General features: G+C 67.2%; 18 protein-coding genes and 1 pseudogene. 9 read left to right on the plus strand and 10 right to left on the minus strand.

Annotated elements, in window-relative coordinates; translation table 11 throughout:
• Window position 1: 1 nt before the first annotated feature.
• The gene (locus DIE15_RS01375) at window positions 2-1,396 is read right to left on the minus strand and encodes a DUF1800 family protein (protein ID WP_124832136.1); all 1,395 of its coding nucleotides are present in this window, start codon (window positions 1,394-1,396) and stop codon (window positions 2-4) included.
• A 284-nt stretch (window positions 1,397-1,680) separates the two neighbouring features.
• Between DIE15_RS01375 and DIE15_RS01380 the strand changes: the two genes are divergently transcribed.
• From DIE15_RS01380 to DIE15_RS01390, 3 genes are all read left to right on the plus strand, one after another.
• Window positions 1,681-2,604 (plus strand): DMT family transporter, encoded by a 924-nt coding sequence (locus DIE15_RS01380; protein ID WP_124832138.1) that lies wholly within the window; start codon window positions 1,681-1,683, stop codon window positions 2,602-2,604.
• 137 nt (window positions 2,605-2,741) lie between these two features.
• Window positions 2,742-2,957, plus strand: a complete 216-nt coding sequence (locus tag DIE15_RS01385) for a hypothetical protein (protein ID WP_124832140.1) — start codon at window positions 2,742-2,744, stop codon at window positions 2,955-2,957.
• A gap of 186 nt (window positions 2,958-3,143) precedes the next feature.
• On the plus strand, window positions 3,144-3,899 hold the full coding sequence (locus DIE15_RS01390) for an alpha/beta hydrolase (protein ID WP_057925041.1): 756 nt from the start codon (window positions 3,144-3,146) through the stop codon (window positions 3,897-3,899).
• A 131-nt stretch (window positions 3,900-4,030) separates the two neighbouring features.
• On the opposite strand, the gene DIE15_RS01395 is transcribed toward DIE15_RS01390, so the two are convergent.
• From DIE15_RS01395 to DIE15_RS01415, 5 genes are all read right to left on the minus strand, one after another.
• Complete coding sequence (locus DIE15_RS01395; protein ID WP_124832350.1) at window positions 4,031-4,876, minus strand: GNAT family N-acetyltransferase; 846 nt, start codon at window positions 4,874-4,876, stop codon at window positions 4,031-4,033.
• 75 nt (window positions 4,877-4,951) lie between these two features.
• Complete coding sequence (locus tag DIE15_RS01400; RefSeq protein ID WP_057925039.1) at window positions 4,952-5,455, minus strand: periplasmic heavy metal sensor; 504 nt, start codon at window positions 5,453-5,455, stop codon at window positions 4,952-4,954.
• Window positions 5,452-5,871 (minus strand): hypothetical protein, encoded by a 420-nt coding sequence (locus DIE15_RS01405; protein WP_057925038.1) that lies wholly within the window; start codon window positions 5,869-5,871, stop codon window positions 5,452-5,454. Before DIE15_RS01405 ends, DIE15_RS01400 begins: the two co-directional genes overlap by 4 nt.
• Entirely contained in the window at window positions 5,868-6,632 is a 765-nt protein-coding gene (locus DIE15_RS01410; RefSeq protein WP_124832142.1) for an RNA polymerase sigma factor, read from the minus strand. Before DIE15_RS01410 ends, DIE15_RS01405 begins: the two co-directional genes overlap by 4 nt.
• Before the next feature lie 217 nt (window positions 6,633-6,849).
• Complete coding sequence (locus tag DIE15_RS01415) at window positions 6,850-7,149, minus strand: YXWGXW repeat-containing protein (RefSeq protein WP_057925037.1); 300 nt, start codon at window positions 7,147-7,149, stop codon at window positions 6,850-6,852.
• A gap of 307 nt (window positions 7,150-7,456) precedes the next feature.
• Between DIE15_RS01415 and DIE15_RS01420 the strand changes: the two genes are divergently transcribed.
• The gene (locus tag DIE15_RS01420; protein ID WP_124832144.1) at window positions 7,457-9,142 is read left to right on the plus strand and encodes a metallophosphoesterase family protein; all 1,686 of its coding nucleotides are present in this window, start codon (window positions 7,457-7,459) and stop codon (window positions 9,140-9,142) included.
• A gap of 194 nt (window positions 9,143-9,336) precedes the next feature.
• Here DIE15_RS01420 and DIE15_RS01425 read toward each other — a convergent pair whose 3' ends face one another.
• Together DIE15_RS01425 and DIE15_RS01430 are read right to left on the minus strand one after the other, a co-directional pair.
• The gene (locus tag DIE15_RS01425) at window positions 9,337-9,969 is read right to left on the minus strand and encodes a LysE family translocator (protein WP_057925176.1); all 633 of its coding nucleotides are present in this window, start codon (window positions 9,967-9,969) and stop codon (window positions 9,337-9,339) included.
• A 131-nt stretch (window positions 9,970-10,100) separates the two neighbouring features.
• Entirely contained in the window at window positions 10,101-11,006 is a 906-nt protein-coding gene (locus DIE15_RS01430; RefSeq protein WP_057925035.1) for a LysR family transcriptional regulator, read from the minus strand.
• 52 nt (window positions 11,007-11,058) lie between these two features.
• On the opposite strand from DIE15_RS01430, the gene DIE15_RS01435 reads away from it, so the two are divergent.
• From DIE15_RS01435 to DIE15_RS01450, 4 genes are all read left to right on the plus strand, one after another.
• Complete coding sequence (locus DIE15_RS01435) at window positions 11,059-11,391, plus strand: hypothetical protein (protein WP_124832146.1); 333 nt, start codon at window positions 11,059-11,061, stop codon at window positions 11,389-11,391.
• Window positions 11,388-12,236: a sulfite exporter TauE/SafE family protein gene (locus DIE15_RS01440; protein WP_057925034.1), complete on the plus strand. Its 849-nt coding sequence runs from the start codon at window positions 11,388-11,390 to the stop codon at window positions 12,234-12,236. The genes DIE15_RS01435 and DIE15_RS01440 overlap by 4 nt, the downstream gene beginning before the upstream one ends.
• Window positions 12,237-12,462: 226 nt before the next feature.
• Window positions 12,463-12,723 carry a hypothetical protein gene (locus DIE15_RS01445; RefSeq protein WP_006760082.1) on the plus strand — a complete coding sequence of 87 codons (261 nt, stop codon included), beginning with the start codon at window positions 12,463-12,465 and terminating at the stop codon, window positions 12,721-12,723.
• 275 nt (window positions 12,724-12,998) lie between these two features.
• A complete protein-coding gene (locus tag DIE15_RS01450; RefSeq protein WP_057925033.1) occupies window positions 12,999-13,298 on the plus strand; it encodes a DUF4148 domain-containing protein in 300 nt (99 codons plus the stop codon).
• A gap of 102 nt (window positions 13,299-13,400) precedes the next feature.
• Here the strand turns inward: DIE15_RS01450 and DIE15_RS01455 are convergent, their stop codons facing one another.
• Both DIE15_RS01455 and DIE15_RS01460 read right to left on the minus strand, forming a co-directional pair.
• Window positions 13,401-15,176, minus strand: a complete 1,776-nt coding sequence (locus DIE15_RS01455; RefSeq protein ID WP_057925032.1) for a diguanylate cyclase domain-containing protein — start codon at window positions 15,174-15,176, stop codon at window positions 13,401-13,403.
• Window positions 15,173-16,297 (minus strand): extracellular solute-binding protein, encoded by a 1,125-nt coding sequence (locus DIE15_RS01460; protein WP_124832148.1) that lies wholly within the window; start codon window positions 16,295-16,297, stop codon window positions 15,173-15,175. Before DIE15_RS01460 ends, DIE15_RS01455 begins: the two co-directional genes overlap by 4 nt.
• A gap of 247 nt (window positions 16,298-16,544) precedes the next feature.
• Here DIE15_RS01460 and DIE15_RS01465 point away from each other — a divergent pair.
• Window positions 16,545-17,063 (plus strand): annotated as a pseudogene (locus tag DIE15_RS01465) (MFS transporter); the annotation flags it as partial.
• Window positions 17,064-17,094: the final 31 nt, after the last annotated feature.

Below are 17,094 nucleotides of genomic sequence, written 5' to 3' on the forward strand. Positions count from 1 at the left end.
TTCATCTCCGTTGGAAATCGGGCGACACGAGCAGCAGCGCAAGCGACGTGGTCGCGCTTTCGGCACGCGACAGCGCGCTCGCCGTCGGTGCACTCAGCGAGCCGGCCAGCAGCGTGTTGCCGAGCGTGCGTGGATCGAGCCGGTCGCCCGTGCGCGCGGCGAGCCGCTGCGCGATCTCGACGCGGCGCACCAGCGCGTCGGGCGCGGCCCAGCTCGCGGCGACGTCGTCGTAACCAGCCGGCGACCCGGGCCGCCACACCGGCTGGCCGAGTTGCGCGAGCAGCGGCGCGGCCTTCAGGTCGCCCACGTCGCGCCAGCCGAGCCCGCGCAGCGACGACACGGCCCACTCCCACGGCGTCTTGAACTTGCGATTGACCGGCGACCATGCGTCCGGTGCATCAACGAGCGCGCGATAGACGGTCGGCAAATCGCCGCCGCTCGTCTCGAATGCGCGGGCGAGCCGGTCGGTGAGCGCGGGCGGCGGGTTATCGGCGACGAAATGGCGAGCAAACTGGAACGCGATATGCCGGCCCGTCGCCGGCGCACGTGCGAGGTCGCGCAGGATCGCGCGCGCCTGCGCTTCGCCCGGCTGGTCGTAGGTGCGTCCCATGACCGTGCGCACGCCCGGCTCGTGCAGCTTCGGGCGAAACACGAACGCGCCGGGCGCCGCATCGCCGGGCTGCGGCCCGCGCCCGCCGGCGATGCTCCAGCCGGTCAGCGCACGCGCGAATTCCGTCACGTCCGCCTGCGTATAGCCGGTGCGTACGCCGAGCGTATGCAGCTCCATGATTTCGCGCGCGAGGTTCTCGTTGAGACCGCGCCGCGCTGCGGGATTGCGTGCTTCGGCGCGCAGCGCGGCCGGACTGTCGGGGCCGACCGAGCGCGCCTGGTCGAGAAACAGCTGCATCGCGGGATGCTGCTCGACGGCGACAAGCATATCCTCGAAGCGGCCGAGCACATGCGGACGGATCGCATCACGCTCGAATGCACCGGCATACGCGGCGACCTGCCCCTTGTCGACCGATACCGCGAAATGGTTCGCCCAGAAATGCACGAGCCGCTCGACGAACGGCGCGGGCGTGGTGAGCGCGCTGTCGAGCCGCGCGGAGACCGCGCTGCGATATGCATCGTAGCCGTCGCGACGGATCGACTGGGCGGTCGCGCGCCTGGCCGCCGCGTCGTCGCTCGTCATCGCGTTGCGCGTATTCGCGAACCGGGTTGCGAGCGTAACCGCATCCGGTTCGGCGGCCCATGCGGCGGGACGTGCGTCGTAACGGTCGAATTGCGCGATGAGCGCCGCCTTCGGATCCGCAGGCGGCGCTTCGTCGGCCCGCGCGCCGAGACCGAAGCGGTTCAGCGCGATGGCAGCCGGTGAGATGTCGTTCGGATGGTCCATGACGGGGGCTCTCGCGATGCGTACCTGTGTTTAACGGAGGCCGGCGGGAAATCCGTCGCGAGATGCGCGAAATATTTTCGCGTCGCCGTACCGGAAGCGCATGCCTTTCCGTCAGCTTTCAAGCGACGGCGACGGGAATTCGCCAGGCCATGCCGAGCGCGCATTGCCAGGGGCGCGAAACATGATGTCGCGATCCATCGTCGCGATGCCGATTTTGTTCTATCTGCCGCTCCGTCATCCTGATTAACTGACGATCAATCTCGTTAGACGAAATGGCGGGCGTCATGAAACTGACCAGGATCGCTTTCGTTCTGCTCGGCCTGATCTGGGGCTCCAATTTCATCTACATGAAATGGGCCGCGGCCTGGCTCAGTCCGATGCAGATCGCCTTCTTGCGCGTTCTGTTCGGCTTCCTGCCGCTCGCGTTCGCCGCCTGGCGCCAGCGCGCGATCCAGCAAAGCCAGGCCCGCCATTTGCCGCACTTTTTCGTCATGGCGGCTGTCGCGACGGCGCTCTACTACGTGGCCATCGTGAAAGGCACGGCGCTGCTGCCGTCGGGGATCGCGGGCGTGTTGGGCGGCTCGATCGCGATCTTCACCGCGATTTTTTCGCTGTTGTTCCTCCGAACCGAGAAAGTGAACGGGCTGATGACAGCCGGCGTCGTCGTGGGTTTCGCCGGCATCGTGCTGATTGCGCGCCCGTGGGAAGGTGCGGGAAATCCGGTCGATCCCGCGGGCGTCGCGTGGATGTTGGCAGGCGCGATCATCCTCGGGCTGTCGTACGTCTACGTGAAACGCTTCCTGTCGCCGTTCGGCCTTCAACCTCTCGCGCTGGTGACGTGGCAGATGGGCCTGGCATTGCTGATCCTTGCCGCGCTGACGGACTTCACCGGGATCGCTCGCATCTTGCACGACTGGCGCGCCGCATCCGGTGTCGTCGTGGGACTCGGCCTGCTGGGGACCGGCGTCGCTTACCTGCTCTATTACTTTCTGCTGCAGGAACTCGGGCCGGTAGCGGCGTCAGGCTCGACGTACATCACGCCCACGGTTGCACTCCTGATCGGCTGGGCCGCCGGCGAACGCGTGGGCATGCTGGAAGTGAGCGCGATCGCGCTGGTGCTTGTCGGTATCGCGATGTTGCAGATCGGCCGGCAACGATCGGCGCGCGCGTTCGCACAATCGGCACGGGCCGCGAGCGCTCGAACCTGAAGTCGTGGACCGTCGTCACGCGCGTCAACGGCATCGATCCGGCCGGCGCAAGCCTCGCAGGAATCGGAACCCGGCGACATGCCGGCTCGTCGCCTGCTTGCCCTTCCCGCAAAGCCATCTAGACTCAAAGGAATGTGTTGCCTCCGCAGCACGGAAGTCTCGTCTCGCCAAATGGCGGCGACTACGGTTTCAAGTCGAGCCGGGGGGGTGCCGCCCACGGCGACCGGAAAATCGAAAACGGCAAGCTCTGCAGCAAGGCCCTGTACTTAAGCAACGACGTGCGTGTGAAAGGAGAAGATCTCTACCGCGAGCGCGCTGACGGCGAGATCGTTCAGTTTGTCGAATCGCATTGACCGCCGCGCCTCGCGTTGCAGTGGCGACATGACATTGACCAGGAGAAATCGCCGCCATCCTGCCGATCACGGCGGGATGCAGCGGCCGCAGCCATGATGCCTCGTCCTTCCGTGCGGTTTCGTCGGCCGTCTCCCGCGTGTGCGCGGTCACACCACGCGTGGGCGTGGCTGCTCGCCATTGCGTTGATGCTCCACGGTTATGCTGCGCACGCGCAGAGCCAGCCCAGGGTCGTCGACATTCCGACCCGTCCCGGCGTCACGCAACGGTTTCTCTTCATCGCGCCGGAAGCGCCGAAGGTCGCGGCCATTCTCTATGCGGGCGGGCATGGCGGGCTGCAGATTGACCCGTCCGGAAAGTTCGGATGGGGGGAAGGCAATTTCCTCGTGCGCACCAGAATGCGCTTCGTCGACGACGGCATCGCCGTCGCGGTCATCGACGCACCGAGCGACCGGCAATCGGCGCCCTATCTCAGCGGCTTTCGGCAGTCGCGCGAACATACCGACGATGCGCGCGCCGTGATCGCATGGTTGAAGGAGCAACTGCACGTACCGGTCTGGCTGGTCGGGACGAGCCGCGGCACGCAGTCGGTCGCGTCGATCGCGATTGCCCTCGCCGGCAGCGGCGGACCCGACGGTATCGTGCTGACGTCCACGATCCTCCGTGAGGATCGTGGCAGAACCGCGGTTCCGGACATGGATCTCGCCAGCATCAGGATTCCGGTGCTGGTCGTGCACCACGAGAAGGACGGCTGCAAGTATTGTCCGGTATCCGAAACGGATTCGCTGATGAAGAAGCTGAACCAGTCGGCGAAAACCGATCTGATGGTCGTCACGGGCGGCGCATCGCGCGGCGATCCATGCGGCGCGTTCGGCTATCACGGCTTCAATGGCGTGGAGAGCAACGTGGTCGATGCGGTCTCCGCCTGGATGCTCGCACGTTGAGTTCGACGGCGTGTGCCGTTTCCTGACGCGGACAATCCGAACCCGATGACGCGCGTCACGCATTTTCCGCGTTGCCGCATCCCGTTGCGGTAGCGGGCCGCACGGCAATCGTCCGGGCATGCCCGCGACGATCACCCGAGCTCGAACGACGTCACCCCAAACACGCGGTCGATCGCAATCGCGGGCGCTTCCTGCGTATACATCCGTGCGGTTTCGAATACGCTCGACATGCCGTGCCGTTCAGCCAGCGCGACGGCCGCGGGGTTCGTTTCAGGCACGTCGAGCACGATCACCTCGCCGGGCATGCGCGACGCCAGCGCACGAAACAGCCCGGTGGCGATGCCCGCGTCATCGGCGAAGAGCGGGCCGATCTTGCAGCCCGACTCGCAGCGCCGCACGACACCGTACCCGGCGACACGGCCGGCCTCGACTGTCGCGAGCGCAACGGCATCCGGCTGCGCGATCCACGCGGAAACGAAACGCTCGCGCGCCGCGGGAAAGCACCGGCGATCGTAGGCAAGCAACTGCTGGAACGGCACATCGGCCACGGACGCGACATTCGCGCACCCGATACCGTCCACGCGCCCCTGATAGCGGATGTTGCGATACGCGAGCCGGAACCCGGACTTCCTGTAGTTTGCCTGCTGGGCCACGACGCCATCGAGACCGACATTGCGGTTTCCAAGGTAGCGCATGGCGTGCTGCCAGACGCGCATGCCGAAGCCCCGACCGCGAAACCCGGGTTTCACGATGTAGAGACCGATGAAGCCGAACCGTTCGTCATAAGCGACGGCGGAGATGCACGCGACCGGCTCGCCGCGCAACACCCCGACGAAAAAGCCGGCCGGGTCCGCTTCCCTGAAACACCGCGGGTCATGTCGGCCAGGGTTCCACCCTTCGGCAGCCGCCCATTCGACCGACATGACCACCTCATCGGCCGACATGGTGCGCACGATAAAGTCTTCGCTTCGATTCATGGTTCGCCCCCATCGCGGCACTCGAGATTGCCGCCAGCCGATTCTCGAACGTCGCGCGTCGTCACGCAACGCCGCTTACTGACTTCCCGCCGCGTCGCGTTTCCTCTGCAGCCTCGCAGGCAACCGCCAGCTCCCGCTCCGCCGCAACCCGTCGACGAACTTCGCGCGTTCGTCCGGCGTCAACGTCGCCGCGAAATCGACGACACTGCGCTCGACCTGCCCGCGCAACGCACTGTCCGCCGCCCGCGTCCTGTCGAGCGCCGCATCGATCGCCGGACGATCGAGCTGCGGCGCGGCCAGCAGATCCAGCACCGTGATCCGCCCGTCGCGCCCTTCCCGCGCAAAATCCCGGCCGTCCTTGCGCGCCGCCTTCAGCGCCGCGGCGAATTCCTGCCGACGCGCATCGGACAATTCGTCCGCGGCGAACCGCAACGCCGTACGCTGTCCGGGCATCCCTGCGCCATGCAGATCACGGTGGGTCGCGAACCACTGATACGCGCCGCCGCCGATCGCGCCGAGCATGAACACGTTCAGCACGACGGACCCGACGAGAATGAATTTCCAGCCGCGCTCGCTCACTCATCGCCTCCGTCGATACTTGGGCCGCCGAACGTCGTCGTCAGGTAGCCCGGTTCGTGTTGCGCGATCGGCGCGCTGCCGAGCATCAGCATCGACACGGCCACCGCGCCCGCCAGCGCGCCGGCCAGCCCGACGCCCGCGAACGCCGCGCCCGACCACCACACTTTGCCTCGCCGCCGCGCACGTTGCGGCGCGGGCGCCGACGCGACGATGCGTTCGACGAGCGCCGGCGCTGGCGGCGCGGCCGTATCCTGCATCAGCCATGCATCGAGCTCGGCGGCATCGTCGAGTGCCTGCAGCGCGTCGCGCGGATGCGCTTGCGCCCACGCTTCGGCCGCCGCGCGTTCGTCTTGCGGCCAGCGCCGCGCATCCGAGCCGTACGCGCCGACGATGGTACGGAATCGTTCGGGTGTCATCGCTTGTCCTCGGTAGGTGGGTCGCCGGCCAGTTGCGCGCGCAGGTTGCGCCTCGCGCGCGCGAGCAGGCTTTCCAGCGCTTCGACGGTGATGCCCATCAGGTTGGCCGCTTCAAGGTTCGACATGTCCTGATAGTACTGGAGCACGAGCGCTTCCCGCTGCCGGGGCGGCAACGCGGCGAGCGCCCGACGTACGCTCGCGTCGCGCGAGCGCAACTCCGCGTGAGCGGCCGGCTCCGGTTGCGTATCCGGCACGTCGGGCAGCACGTCGACCGGCTCCTCGCGCCGCCCGCGCAGGCGGTCATGACACAGGTTCAGCACGACGCGATGCAGCCACGTGTCGAAGCGCGCTTCGCCGTCCCGCCAGCGCGGCGCGTGATTCCAGATCCGCAGGAAGGTTTCCTGCGCAACGTCTTCGGCTTCGCTCCGGTCGCCGAGCATGCGCGTCGCGAGCGCGAGCAATCGCGGCAGCTTGCGTGCAACGAGCACGCGCACGGCCGACGCGTCGCGCGCGCCGACTCGCGCGACGAGTTCCGCGTCCGGATCGGCGTCGCTCAATGCGGGCGGCTCCGCAACGTGCCGTGCGAACGCCGCATGCTGCCGGCGGGTACACCCGCCGTCCCGCTGAAGCTCATCGTCGTGCTCTCCTTGCGTGCGTCGGGCCGGCGCCGGACGGCGCCATGCCGGCGCGTCGGCCACGCGCGGCGCGCCGCACCCGGGATCGGCCCGGTCGGTTTCGTCGACATCCGGTTCGAACGGCATATCGATCCTGTCGATCGCCCGCCGGCCGGCGCAATCAATATACGACGACCGGCGCAGGCCGGTAATACACCGGACGCGCCGGCACCACGACACAGCCAGCCAGCACGACGGCCGCGGCTGCCAGGATCACGAGGGTTCGAAAAGGCATGACTCGACTCGAGAGGTTGCGTGGAAGTTCTGCCGCACGGGCGCTGCGCACCGCGCGGCACGGTGCGCGTCACGCCCAGTGACCCGGCACCCAGCGCCAGTTCGGGCCGCGCGCGGCCCAATGCCCGGGCACCCAGTGATAACCGGCACGAACCCCCTGCCAGTGCCCGGGGATCCACACGTAGCGACCATGCCGCCAGTGCCAGTGGCCCTGATCCCACACGTAGCCCGCGCGCGGCGCCGGCACCACTTCGACGCGCGGCGGCGGCGGTGCGACCGGCGCGACGATGACGGCCTGAGCGAATACGGCGGACGTCGCCAGCGCAGCCGCGCACCCCGCGGCAAACCGTAATGAAACAGAAAGTTTCATGCAAGACTCCGAAGCGTCGTGTATCGAACGTTCATGGCCGGAAGTGGCCGTTCATTCGTTAAACGGCGCATGCAGCGCAAATCCGTCGCGATACCGGCAAAAAAATTTCGGCCGCACCGGCCACGCTGCGCGCGCCCATCGACGCATCGGGCCCAGGCATCGATTACCGTCTGTCACACCCCGGCAAAACTGCGCTTCGACAATGCGTGTCACCGGGATCCCGCTCGTTTCCGGCCCACGCCCCGACCGCGCTCGCGCACGGCCGGGCGGTTCCGCATCTCGCGTGTCATCCAACGAAAATACGATCATGTCGAACCAGGACAACTTCCCCGCCGAATCGAACGAGCCGGCCGCTTCCGTGTCGCGTCGCGGCTTCCTGAAACTGGCCGGCGTTTCCGGCCTCGCCACCGCCGCGGGCGGGCTCGCGGCCGCCCGTGCCGCCGCATCGAACCCGGACGGCACACCCGAACAGGTGCACCTGACGTGGGGCAGCGACCCGACGTCCGAAGTCGTGATCTCGTGGGCGTCTCCCGCGCCGGCCGTCAATCCGCGCGCGCGCATCGCCGCCGACGGCGAGCCGGCACGCACCGTGCACGGCGTGCAGCGCCTCTACACCGATGGCCTGAACGGCGAAACCGTGTTCACGTATCACGCACGCGTGCACGACCTGAAGCCGAACACGCGCTACCGCTACGAACTCACGGCCGACAACGACAGCAACGCCGCGCAGCCATTCGCCGCAACCTTCACGACCGCACCGCGCGGGCGCGCACCGTTCCGCTTCACGAGCTACGGCGACCTCGCGACGCCGAACGGCGCGTGGGTGCTGTCGTCGCCGCAAAGCCGCTTCGCGGTGCAGGCCGTCGAGCAGTTCCAGCCGCTGTTCCACCTGCTGAACGGCGACCTCTGCTACGCGAACCTGAACCCCGCGCACCAGCCGGAAGTGTGGCGCGACTTCGGCAACAACAACCAGACGTCGGCCGCGAACCGCCCGTGGATGCCCTGCCCCGGCAATCACGAGATCGAATTCAACAATGGTCCGCAGGGGCTCGACTCGTATCTCGCGCGCTATACGCTGCCCGAGAACGGCACGCGCTTTCCGGGCCGCTGGTACAGCTTCCGCGTGAGCTCGGTGCTGTTCGTTTCGCTCGACGCCGACGATGTCGTGTACCAGGATGCAGCCGCGTTCGTCGGCGGCCCCGATCCACTGGTGCCGGCCGCGAGCACCGGCCGCGCGCCGATCGAGCCGGGCACGTCGTTCTACGTGCGCGGCTACAGCAACGGCGAGCAGACGCGCTGGCTCGAGCACACGCTGCGTCATGCGTCGCACGACGACGACATCGACTGGATCGTCGTGCAGATGCACCAGGACGCGCTGAGTTCGTCGAAGACGGGCAACGGCTCGGACAAGGGCATCCGCGAGGCATGGCTGCCGCTGTTCGATCGTTACGGCGTCGATCTCGTGCTGTGCGGTCACGATCACGACTACGAGCGCAGCTACCCGGTGCGCGGCTGCAATCACCGCGCGGGCGTCGATGCATCGACCGGCGAAGTCGTCGAAACGCTGCAGCCGCGTCCGGTCGGCACGACCGATCCCGACCGCACGACGTTCGACACGAGCCACGGCACGATTCACCTGATCCTCGGCGGCGGCGGCACCAGCGCGCCGCTCGACGTGTACGGCGAGAACCCGGCGACCGGCTATGCGCAGGCCAAGGTCTTCACGAAGCCGAACCGGCCGGTGCCGGGCACGACGGCGAACACGTTCGTGCGCAAGCCGGCCGATGCGCTGGAGGATGCGATCTGGTCCGCGCGCCGCGATACGGGCACGGGCTACGGAATCGCGGTGTTCGATCACGATCCGGGCAAGCCGGGCGGCCACACGACGATCACGATGCGCTACTACCACGCGCCGGGCGCGGATCAGCACCCGAGCGCGCAGTACGAACTGTTCGAGACGATCGAGTTGAGCAAGAAGCGCGGCGAACGCTGATGCGGCGGCTGCCCGCAGTGCGTGATCGCGCGACGGGCGGCCGGGGCTGGCTCGTGCGGGACATCGTGCGCCATCCGCCTACGGATACGGCGAATACGTGACGGTCTGCGTCGCGTGGATCGGCTGCACCTGTTCGTCCGCCGCACATTGCGTGCACATCGGCGCGCCGGTTTCCACCGCGAGCCGCGTTGCCGCTAGCGTCGCGATTCCAGCGCGATACGCACCGCCAATCCCGCCAGCACGCTCCCCATCAACCAGCGCTGCACCCGCGCCCAGACCGGCCGGTCGGCAAGAAACCCCGCGATCGAGCCGGCCATGCTCGCGATCAGCGCATTGACGCAGACGCTGACCGCGATCTGCACGCAGCCCAGTGCCAGCGATTGCGCGAGCACGCTGCCGTGCCCCGGTGAAATGAACTGCGGCAGCAGCGACAGATACATCACCGCGATCTTCGGGTTCGCGAGGTTCGTGACGAAGCCCATCGTGAAGAGCTTCGCGCCGCTGTCGTGCGGCAATTGCCGGACCTGGAATGCCGAGCGGCCGCCGGGCTTGAGCGCCTGCCATGCGAGATACGACAGGTACAGCGCGCCGGAGAAGCGCAACGCGTCGTACGCGTACGGCACGGTCAGCACCAGCGCGGTAATGCCGAATGCCGCGCAGAACATGTAGAACACGAACCCCAGCGCCACGCCGCCGAGCGACACCAGCCCCGCGCGGCGGCCCTGGCAGATCGAGCGGGAAATCAGGTAGATCATGTTCGGGCCGGGCGTCAGGACCATGCCGAGCGACACGAGTCCGAAAGCAATCAGGGTGGGCAAGGCCGGCACGGCGGTCTCCTTCGACGCAATGAAATCAGGTGGGATGCTCAGCAATGTATTGCATGTCGACGGCTGTCGGCATGAATAAACTGCAAGTCCCACATGAGTGCGCTTCATCGCCTCATTGCCCTGTCGATGCGCTACTTTCCTTTTTTCGCCCGTGCCTGAATCGCCTTTCCGGCCTTTCCGGCCTTCGCGCGTTGCGCGTCGACCAGCTTCACGAATGCGTCGGCGACCGCATTGCCGGTCGCGTTCCACGACAGCCGCACGCAACGATGCAGCCTGGGCGACAGCTCCAGCACGCGGCCGCCGAACCGTGTGTAGGTGAGCGTGATGCGCGGAACGATCGACACGCCCATTCCCGCCTCGGCCATCGACAGGATGGTCCGCATCTCGACCACGTTGAACGCCGCGCGAAGCGACGCACCGTTGCGCGCGAAGTAGTCCGCGATGACCGGCCCGCACCCCGCCTTGGAGAAAATGAACGGCATCGCGGACAACAGTTTCGCCGACACGCTCTTGCGGCCGTCGAACATGCCGTCGGCCGCCACCGCGACGAAATCCTCGTCGAGCAGCGGCAGGCTGTTCGCAAAGGTCTTCGTGCCAGCGACCACGCCGATGTCGGCGGTGCCGTCCTCGAGCCACCCCTCGACTTCCGCGTCCGTGCCTTCGAGCAGCACCGCCGTGACGCCCTCATGCGCGGCTTTCAACGCCTCGAGCGCGGGGACGACGAACGCGAGCGATACGCTCGGCAGCGACGCCACGACCAGCCGCCCTTCGAGCTTGCCGCGCGCCAGGCCGAACTGCTGGCGCAGCGTCTGCGCTTCCCGAACGACGTTCTGCACGTACGGCCACAGCCGTTCGCCGGCGGCGGTCAGGACGACCGGCTGGCGGTCGCGCAGCAGCAGCTTGACCTCGGTGATGTCCTCCAGTTCGGTCAGCGCGTGACTGATCGCGGACTGGCTGCGGCTCAGCCGGTCGGCCGCGGCCGTCAGCGAGCCGAGTTCGACGACGGCCGCCAGAGCCTGCAATTGCGCAAGCGTCATCTCGCCTCCTTGTTTCGGTCCATGTATTTTTCACATGATAAGGTGACGCGTCATGAACCGGATCGAAGCCGGCCAACGCTATTCGGCGGCGCGCGGAATCCGGGCCACGCCCGATGCCCCGCGCCGCGCTCGGGTAAGATTCAGCCTCGAACCGTATCGAACGCCGTCGCCGTCGCCGTCGCCGTCGCCGTCGCCGTCGCACGCGCACGCTTGCGCCAACGCGGTAAACGGCAAAGCTTGGCCCGTCGGATACCGACGGCAGTCGACGCAACCGGACGACCGGTTCGACCTGAAACCAAACAATAGCGTGCGGCACCGCACGCATCGGCAGCGGGTGCCGTCGACCGCACCCGCTGCCGCTTATGTCTCGACCTGCTCCCGATGACTCATCTCGATCTGACTGATGGTGTGCTGGTTTCCAGCCTGCACGGGCTCGCGCTGCTCGACCTGATCGGCATCGCCGTCGCGCTGCTGCTCGGCGGAATGGTCAAGGGAATCACCGGTATCGGCGTCCCGCTGGTGGCCATGCCGATACTCAGCCAGTTCCTGCCGATCCGGCATGCCGTGCTGCTGCTGTCGATGCCGATCATTCTCGGCAACATTCCGCAGGCGCTGGAAGGCGGCGAGGTGCTCGCCACCGTGCGGAAAATCGCCGCCCCGATCGCGGGCACGGTGCTCGGCAACGTGATCGGTGTCGCGATCCTGCTGTCGCTGAATCCGGGCCACGCGCAGGCCGCGTCGGGTGCGCTGCTGATCGTCGCCGCGACGCTGATGCTGAGTGCGCCGAAGCTGAACCTGCCACCGGCATGGCAGAAGCCCGTCGGATTTGCGCTCGGGTTCGGCGCGGCGCTGATGGAGAGCATCGCGTCGGTGCCGGGCCCGCTGCTCGCCACCTACCTGATTTCATCCGGCGCGACCGGCCGCGCCTTCACGAAGCAGATCGCGATCATCCTCGTCGTGTCGATCGTCACGCTGATCACCACGTTCAGCGGCGCCGCGCATGCGAGCGGCGCCGACCTCGCGGTCTCGGCGGCGGCCAGCCTGCCCGCCATCGCCGGCATGTGGCTCGTTCGCCCGCTGCGGGACAGGATGTCGCCGCGCATCTTCCGGATGGTCGTCCTGCTGTTCGTGCTCGTCGCCGCGTCCCAGATGATCTGGAAGTCGGGGGTTTTCCGGCACGCGGCACCGCCCGCCGCCCATGTCGATGGCGGGCACGCAGACACGAAATGACGGAGATCGGGTCGCGCAGGCAAGCGGACTTCCGCGGCGCAAGCAATCCGTAGGCGGAAGCACGGCAAACCGGATTTTCCTGTCGATGGCCGCCCCCCGATCGATTCACAGTCCGGCATGGCACGCGGCTCACGACCGGTGCAATCGGCCGCATCGCGCCCGCGAGTCCAGTCCCCGCCCGGTGCCCGGCTCTGCCGCGATCCCCAAGACACGTTAGACTGTCCCGATGGAACAATGCCGTTATTGCCAGAGAATCCGCGATGAATGGGATTGCCACGGGGACGAATGCCGCCGGGCAATCGCGAAGGCACTGCGCCGGCAGCGCGCGGGCCTGCCGATGGTGCCCGATCGCATCCGCAACGAGTTGCCGTCCGGCGCACCGACCCAGCAGGTGATCGCGGTCCTGTCGCGCCAGCGCCTGCGGGCGCGCCGCGGCAACGAGGAACGCCGCGAGCGCAAGGAGATCGACGACGCCGACGGCGTCTGATCCGGCTTCCCCCATCCCGCCTCACCTGCCGGCGGCGCCACGCCGCTGCGCGCGCCCATACGCGGCGCGTCCGCGGCCCGTCACCGCTCCCGCCTGTTTGCGATTCCCGCAACCCATGACAGGGACCGATCCAATTTATCTCGAAATTATTGCCTCGCTTGCAATGATCTTTCGCTGGAATCCACGTTTACCCTAGCTCGGTCGAAGCCTACGATGTAATCAATCGCTTACGACATGGTGTCGACAGCGAAGTCAATAGAACATCGGAGGTCATCATGAAATCGCTCGTTTCCGCAGTCGTTGCCGCTGTCGCCCTGTCCGCTTCGTTCGGCGCATTCGCCCAAAGCACCGTGACCCGCGCACAAGTGCGCAACGAACTCGTCCAGCTCGAAAGCGCCGGCTACAAGCCGAGCCAGTCGAGCCCGTACTACCCGGCCGACATCCAGGCCGCGCAAGAGCGCGTGCACGCCGCCGACAACAGCGGCTACGGCGCACAAGCGGCCCCGGTCGTCCAGGGCGGCGCACCGGCAGCCAAGGTGCTGAACGCACGCGACTCGGTCTACTTCGGCCACTAAGCCCGCCGCTGCGCGCGCAGCGCGCAGTCCGCCGCAAGATGCAGCGAGCCCGTCCCCGGACGGGCTCGTCGCGTTTGTGCCGCCCGCACGGCCGGCCCGCCGTCAGCGGCTGCCTCCCGCCGCCACGCGGCCCTCGGTATCCGGGCCGACACCGCCGCCCAGCAGCTCCTGATAACGCACGCATGCGAACTGCGCAGACGCCTTCGCCGCATACATCGCCGCATCGGCCTTCACCAGCAGCTCCTCGGCCGACGCGCCGTCGGCCGGATATTCGCTCACGCCGATGCTCGCGCCCACGGCGAGGTGCCGGTCGCCGAACTCCAGCTCTTCGGCCATCACGATCTGGATGCGCGACGCGATATCGCCGATCAACGCCGGCGAGCGCACGTCCGAAATCAGCACGATGAATTCGTCGCCACCGAGCCGCGCGGCCATGTCGCCGCTACGCAGCACGTGGCTCAGCCGTTTCGCGACCGCGACGAGCGTGCGATCGCCGGCCGCATGCCCGTGCTGGTCGTTGATCTGCTTGAAGCGGTCGAGATCGACGAACATCACCGCCAGCCCCTCGTGCACCTCGGCCGCATGCCGGATCGCGGCATCGAGATGCTCCATGAACAGCAGGCGGTTCGGCAGACCGGTCAACGGATCGTGACCGGCGAGGTGCGTGAGCTCCAGTTGCTTCGCACGCAGCATCGCGACCTGCGTGCGGATCTCGACGCGCATGCTGTCGAAGCAGCGCGCCAGCACGCCGATCTCATCGGCCCGCGCGACGGGCAACCGTTCGGCGACCGGATCGTCGAACACGTGGGTCGCCGCACGCGCGAGCATCTGCAGCGGCCGCGTCATCGCGCGTGCAAACAGGATCGCGAGAATCACCGCCGCCACGCTCAACAAGAGCACCATCCGGATGATCCGTTCTCCGAGAATCCCGGCCGGCGTCAGCACGTCCGCGAGCGGACGCGCCATGCCGAGCACGACGAACCGGTTGCCCTCGTTGCTCCCGAACGGCATGCGCACGAACGCGAACATCTGTCCCGGTACATCGTCGGGCTGCGCGAGACCGTCGATCTCCACGTTCGGGCGCGTACCGGCGAACAACGCCCGAGTGGCGGGAAAGCTGTCCTGCATCAGCACGCGCCGCCCGCGATCGAAGCCGAACGTCTGCGACGGATCGGGATGCACGAGGAAGTCGCCCCACTTGTTCGCGAGGTATACCGCATAGTCTTGGGGCAGATCTCGCTCGAGCCGATCGAACACGCGCGAGAGCTCGACGTCGACGACCAGCGCGCCGACGACCTGGCCGCCCGCGTCGACGACCGGCGTGCCCACGCGCAGGATCGGCAGCCCTTCGGCCGCATGTGAACCGGTCTCGTGATTGATCACGATCGGCGACAGGTAGATATGGCCGGGGGCCGTCGCCAGCGTATCGAATACGTAGGAAAACTGCCCTTTCTCCTGGAACGCGCTCTCCGGCAGCACGACAATGCCGTGCACGTCGCGATCGACGCGGATCCGCTCGAGCCCGAAGTTGCCGGCTGCGATCAACCGGATCTGCTGGTACTCGGGGTGATTCCTCATGAAGCTGCAATACACCTGCTCGAGCCGCGAGCGCGGCGTGCGATCGGTGCTCTCGCTACCCACGACCAGCGCCGTCGATGGCAATTGCGCGAGCACGAGCGCATCGTCGGCCACGTCGGACAGCGCAGTCGTGAAGCGCTGCCCGAGCAAGTGCGTCGACATCAGCAGGCTGTGCTGTGCTTCCTGCACGAGCATCGTCCGGTTCGCGCGGTACGTGTAGTAGCCGGTCGTGCCGGACGCGATCACGCCGATGCACACGAACAGCACCGACAGCTTCCACGTAAGCCCGAGCCTGATCATTTTTCGAATCGCTCCGGACGGTCGCCCGACACGATGCGACTCCACAGCGACTCGCGCCGCGTGATGTCCTCGACCGGCTGGATCCAGACGAGGTGCCGGTGGCCGGTCTCGAGACCAGGTGGCGATTCCAGCGTGTTCGCGAGCCCCTGGCGCCCTGTCAGCAGCGCGCCTATTGCCGGTTCGAGCATGTAGTTGATCCACGCGAACGCGAGCTCGCGATGCGCCGCGCCGCGCGTGACGCCCCAGCAGTCGAGCCACGCGAGCGCGCCTTCGTCCGGAATCACGTAACCCACATCCGCACCGGCGCGACGTAGCTGTTCGACCTGCTGCGTGCCGTAGTTGCCGAACATCAGCGCCGCACGATGCTGGACGAACAGCGCGGTCGCTTCTTCCGGAAGCGTGTAGTAGGTAAGCAGGTTGCGTCGCAAGTCGACCAGCTTGTGCGCGACGGCAAGCGTCTGCGCGGGCGACAGGTGAAACGGATCGGAATAGCCGAGCGCGAGCGCGGCAAACGAAAAATTATGCTGCGCGCTGTTGAAGTCGAGCACCTTGCCGCGGTAGTGAGGATTCCAGAGCTCAAGCATCGAGTGCGGCGCGGCCGGCACCTGCTTGCGATCGTAGATGAGCCCCATCGACGAATACGTGAACGGAATCGCGTAGGTCGAACCGTTGTGCACGAGCCCGCCGATCGTCGCGAGCTGCCGGAAGTTCGGCAGTTGCCGCCGGCGGTTCGGGATCCGCGACAGGTCGATCGGCGTGAGCAGGTCTTCGCGCGCATAGCGCTGGATTTCGGCCGTGTTGGCCGCGAGCACGTCGTATGGTGGCGGCGATGCGCTGTGCATCCGCGTCCACAACGCTTCGTCGGAGTCGACGAACGTCACTTCGACGCGCACATGAAACTGCGTCTCAAATGCATTGACGACATCGTTGTCCGCATAGCCTGGCCACGCAAGAACACGCAGCACAGTGTCGCTGGCGGTTTCGGGAGAAGCGGCGAACGCGGGCGGGCATGACAAGCCCAGCGCCAACAGGACGAGCAATCGACGGACGGCACGAAGCCCACGCTCGCGCGCGCCCATTCCCCTGATCAATGGAACCCCGTACGACTGGCCCGACTGCATTCGCCGTCCTTTTTCGAATCGACGCGTTATCCTGCAACGAGACCATAAAAAATATCGCGGCGCAATTGGAACAAGCCGCACGCGCACCGTGTCGTCCACATGCGGTGGACGACATGCGTGCGCCCGTTCGATCGCATGTCATCGCGAGCAGACGAACCCACGCGCGCGAACGAACAATGATCAGGAGAAAGTCGTTACGCGATGTTGGCCGCGCATGGCATGCACTGCGCATGCATTCGATGCGCCCGGCACGTGGGGCATGCTGCCCGCGCTGCTGGCGATTCCCGGCGGCCGGCTCGGCGGCTGCGTGTCGGACAGCCTGTTCCGGCGCGGCTGGAGCGCCACCGCCGCGTGCAAGACCGGCCTCGTGCTCGGCATGCTGCTGGCGTCGTCGATCGCGCTGTCCGCGTTCGTCGAGAACGTTTGGGCCTGCCTCGCGCTGTTCGCGCTCGCCTATGCGAGCCTGTCGTCCGCTGGCGCGAACATGTGGACGCCGGTCGGCGAAGTCGCGCCGACGCCCGCGCACGTCGCGTCGCTCGGCGGCATCCGGAACTTCGCGGGCAATCTCGCGGGCATCTTCATCACGACGTTCACCGGCGTGATGCTGTCGATCACGAAAGGCTCGTTCGTCGTGCCGCTCGCCGTTGCCGGTGCGCCGTGCGTGGTCGGTGCGTTGTCGTACCTGATCGTCGCCGGCAAGATCGGGCCGCTGCCGCCGCTGCGCAACGGCGCGAGCGGCCGCAACGCGGAGCCGAACGCGGCCTGACGCAGCGCAGGCATCGGCAGCGCGGGGAAAG

The organism is Burkholderia sp. Bp9031 (assembly GCF_003857965.1).
In the GTDB taxonomy this organism is placed as follows: Bacteria; Pseudomonadota; Gammaproteobacteria; order Burkholderiales; family Burkholderiaceae; genus Burkholderia; species Burkholderia ambifaria_A.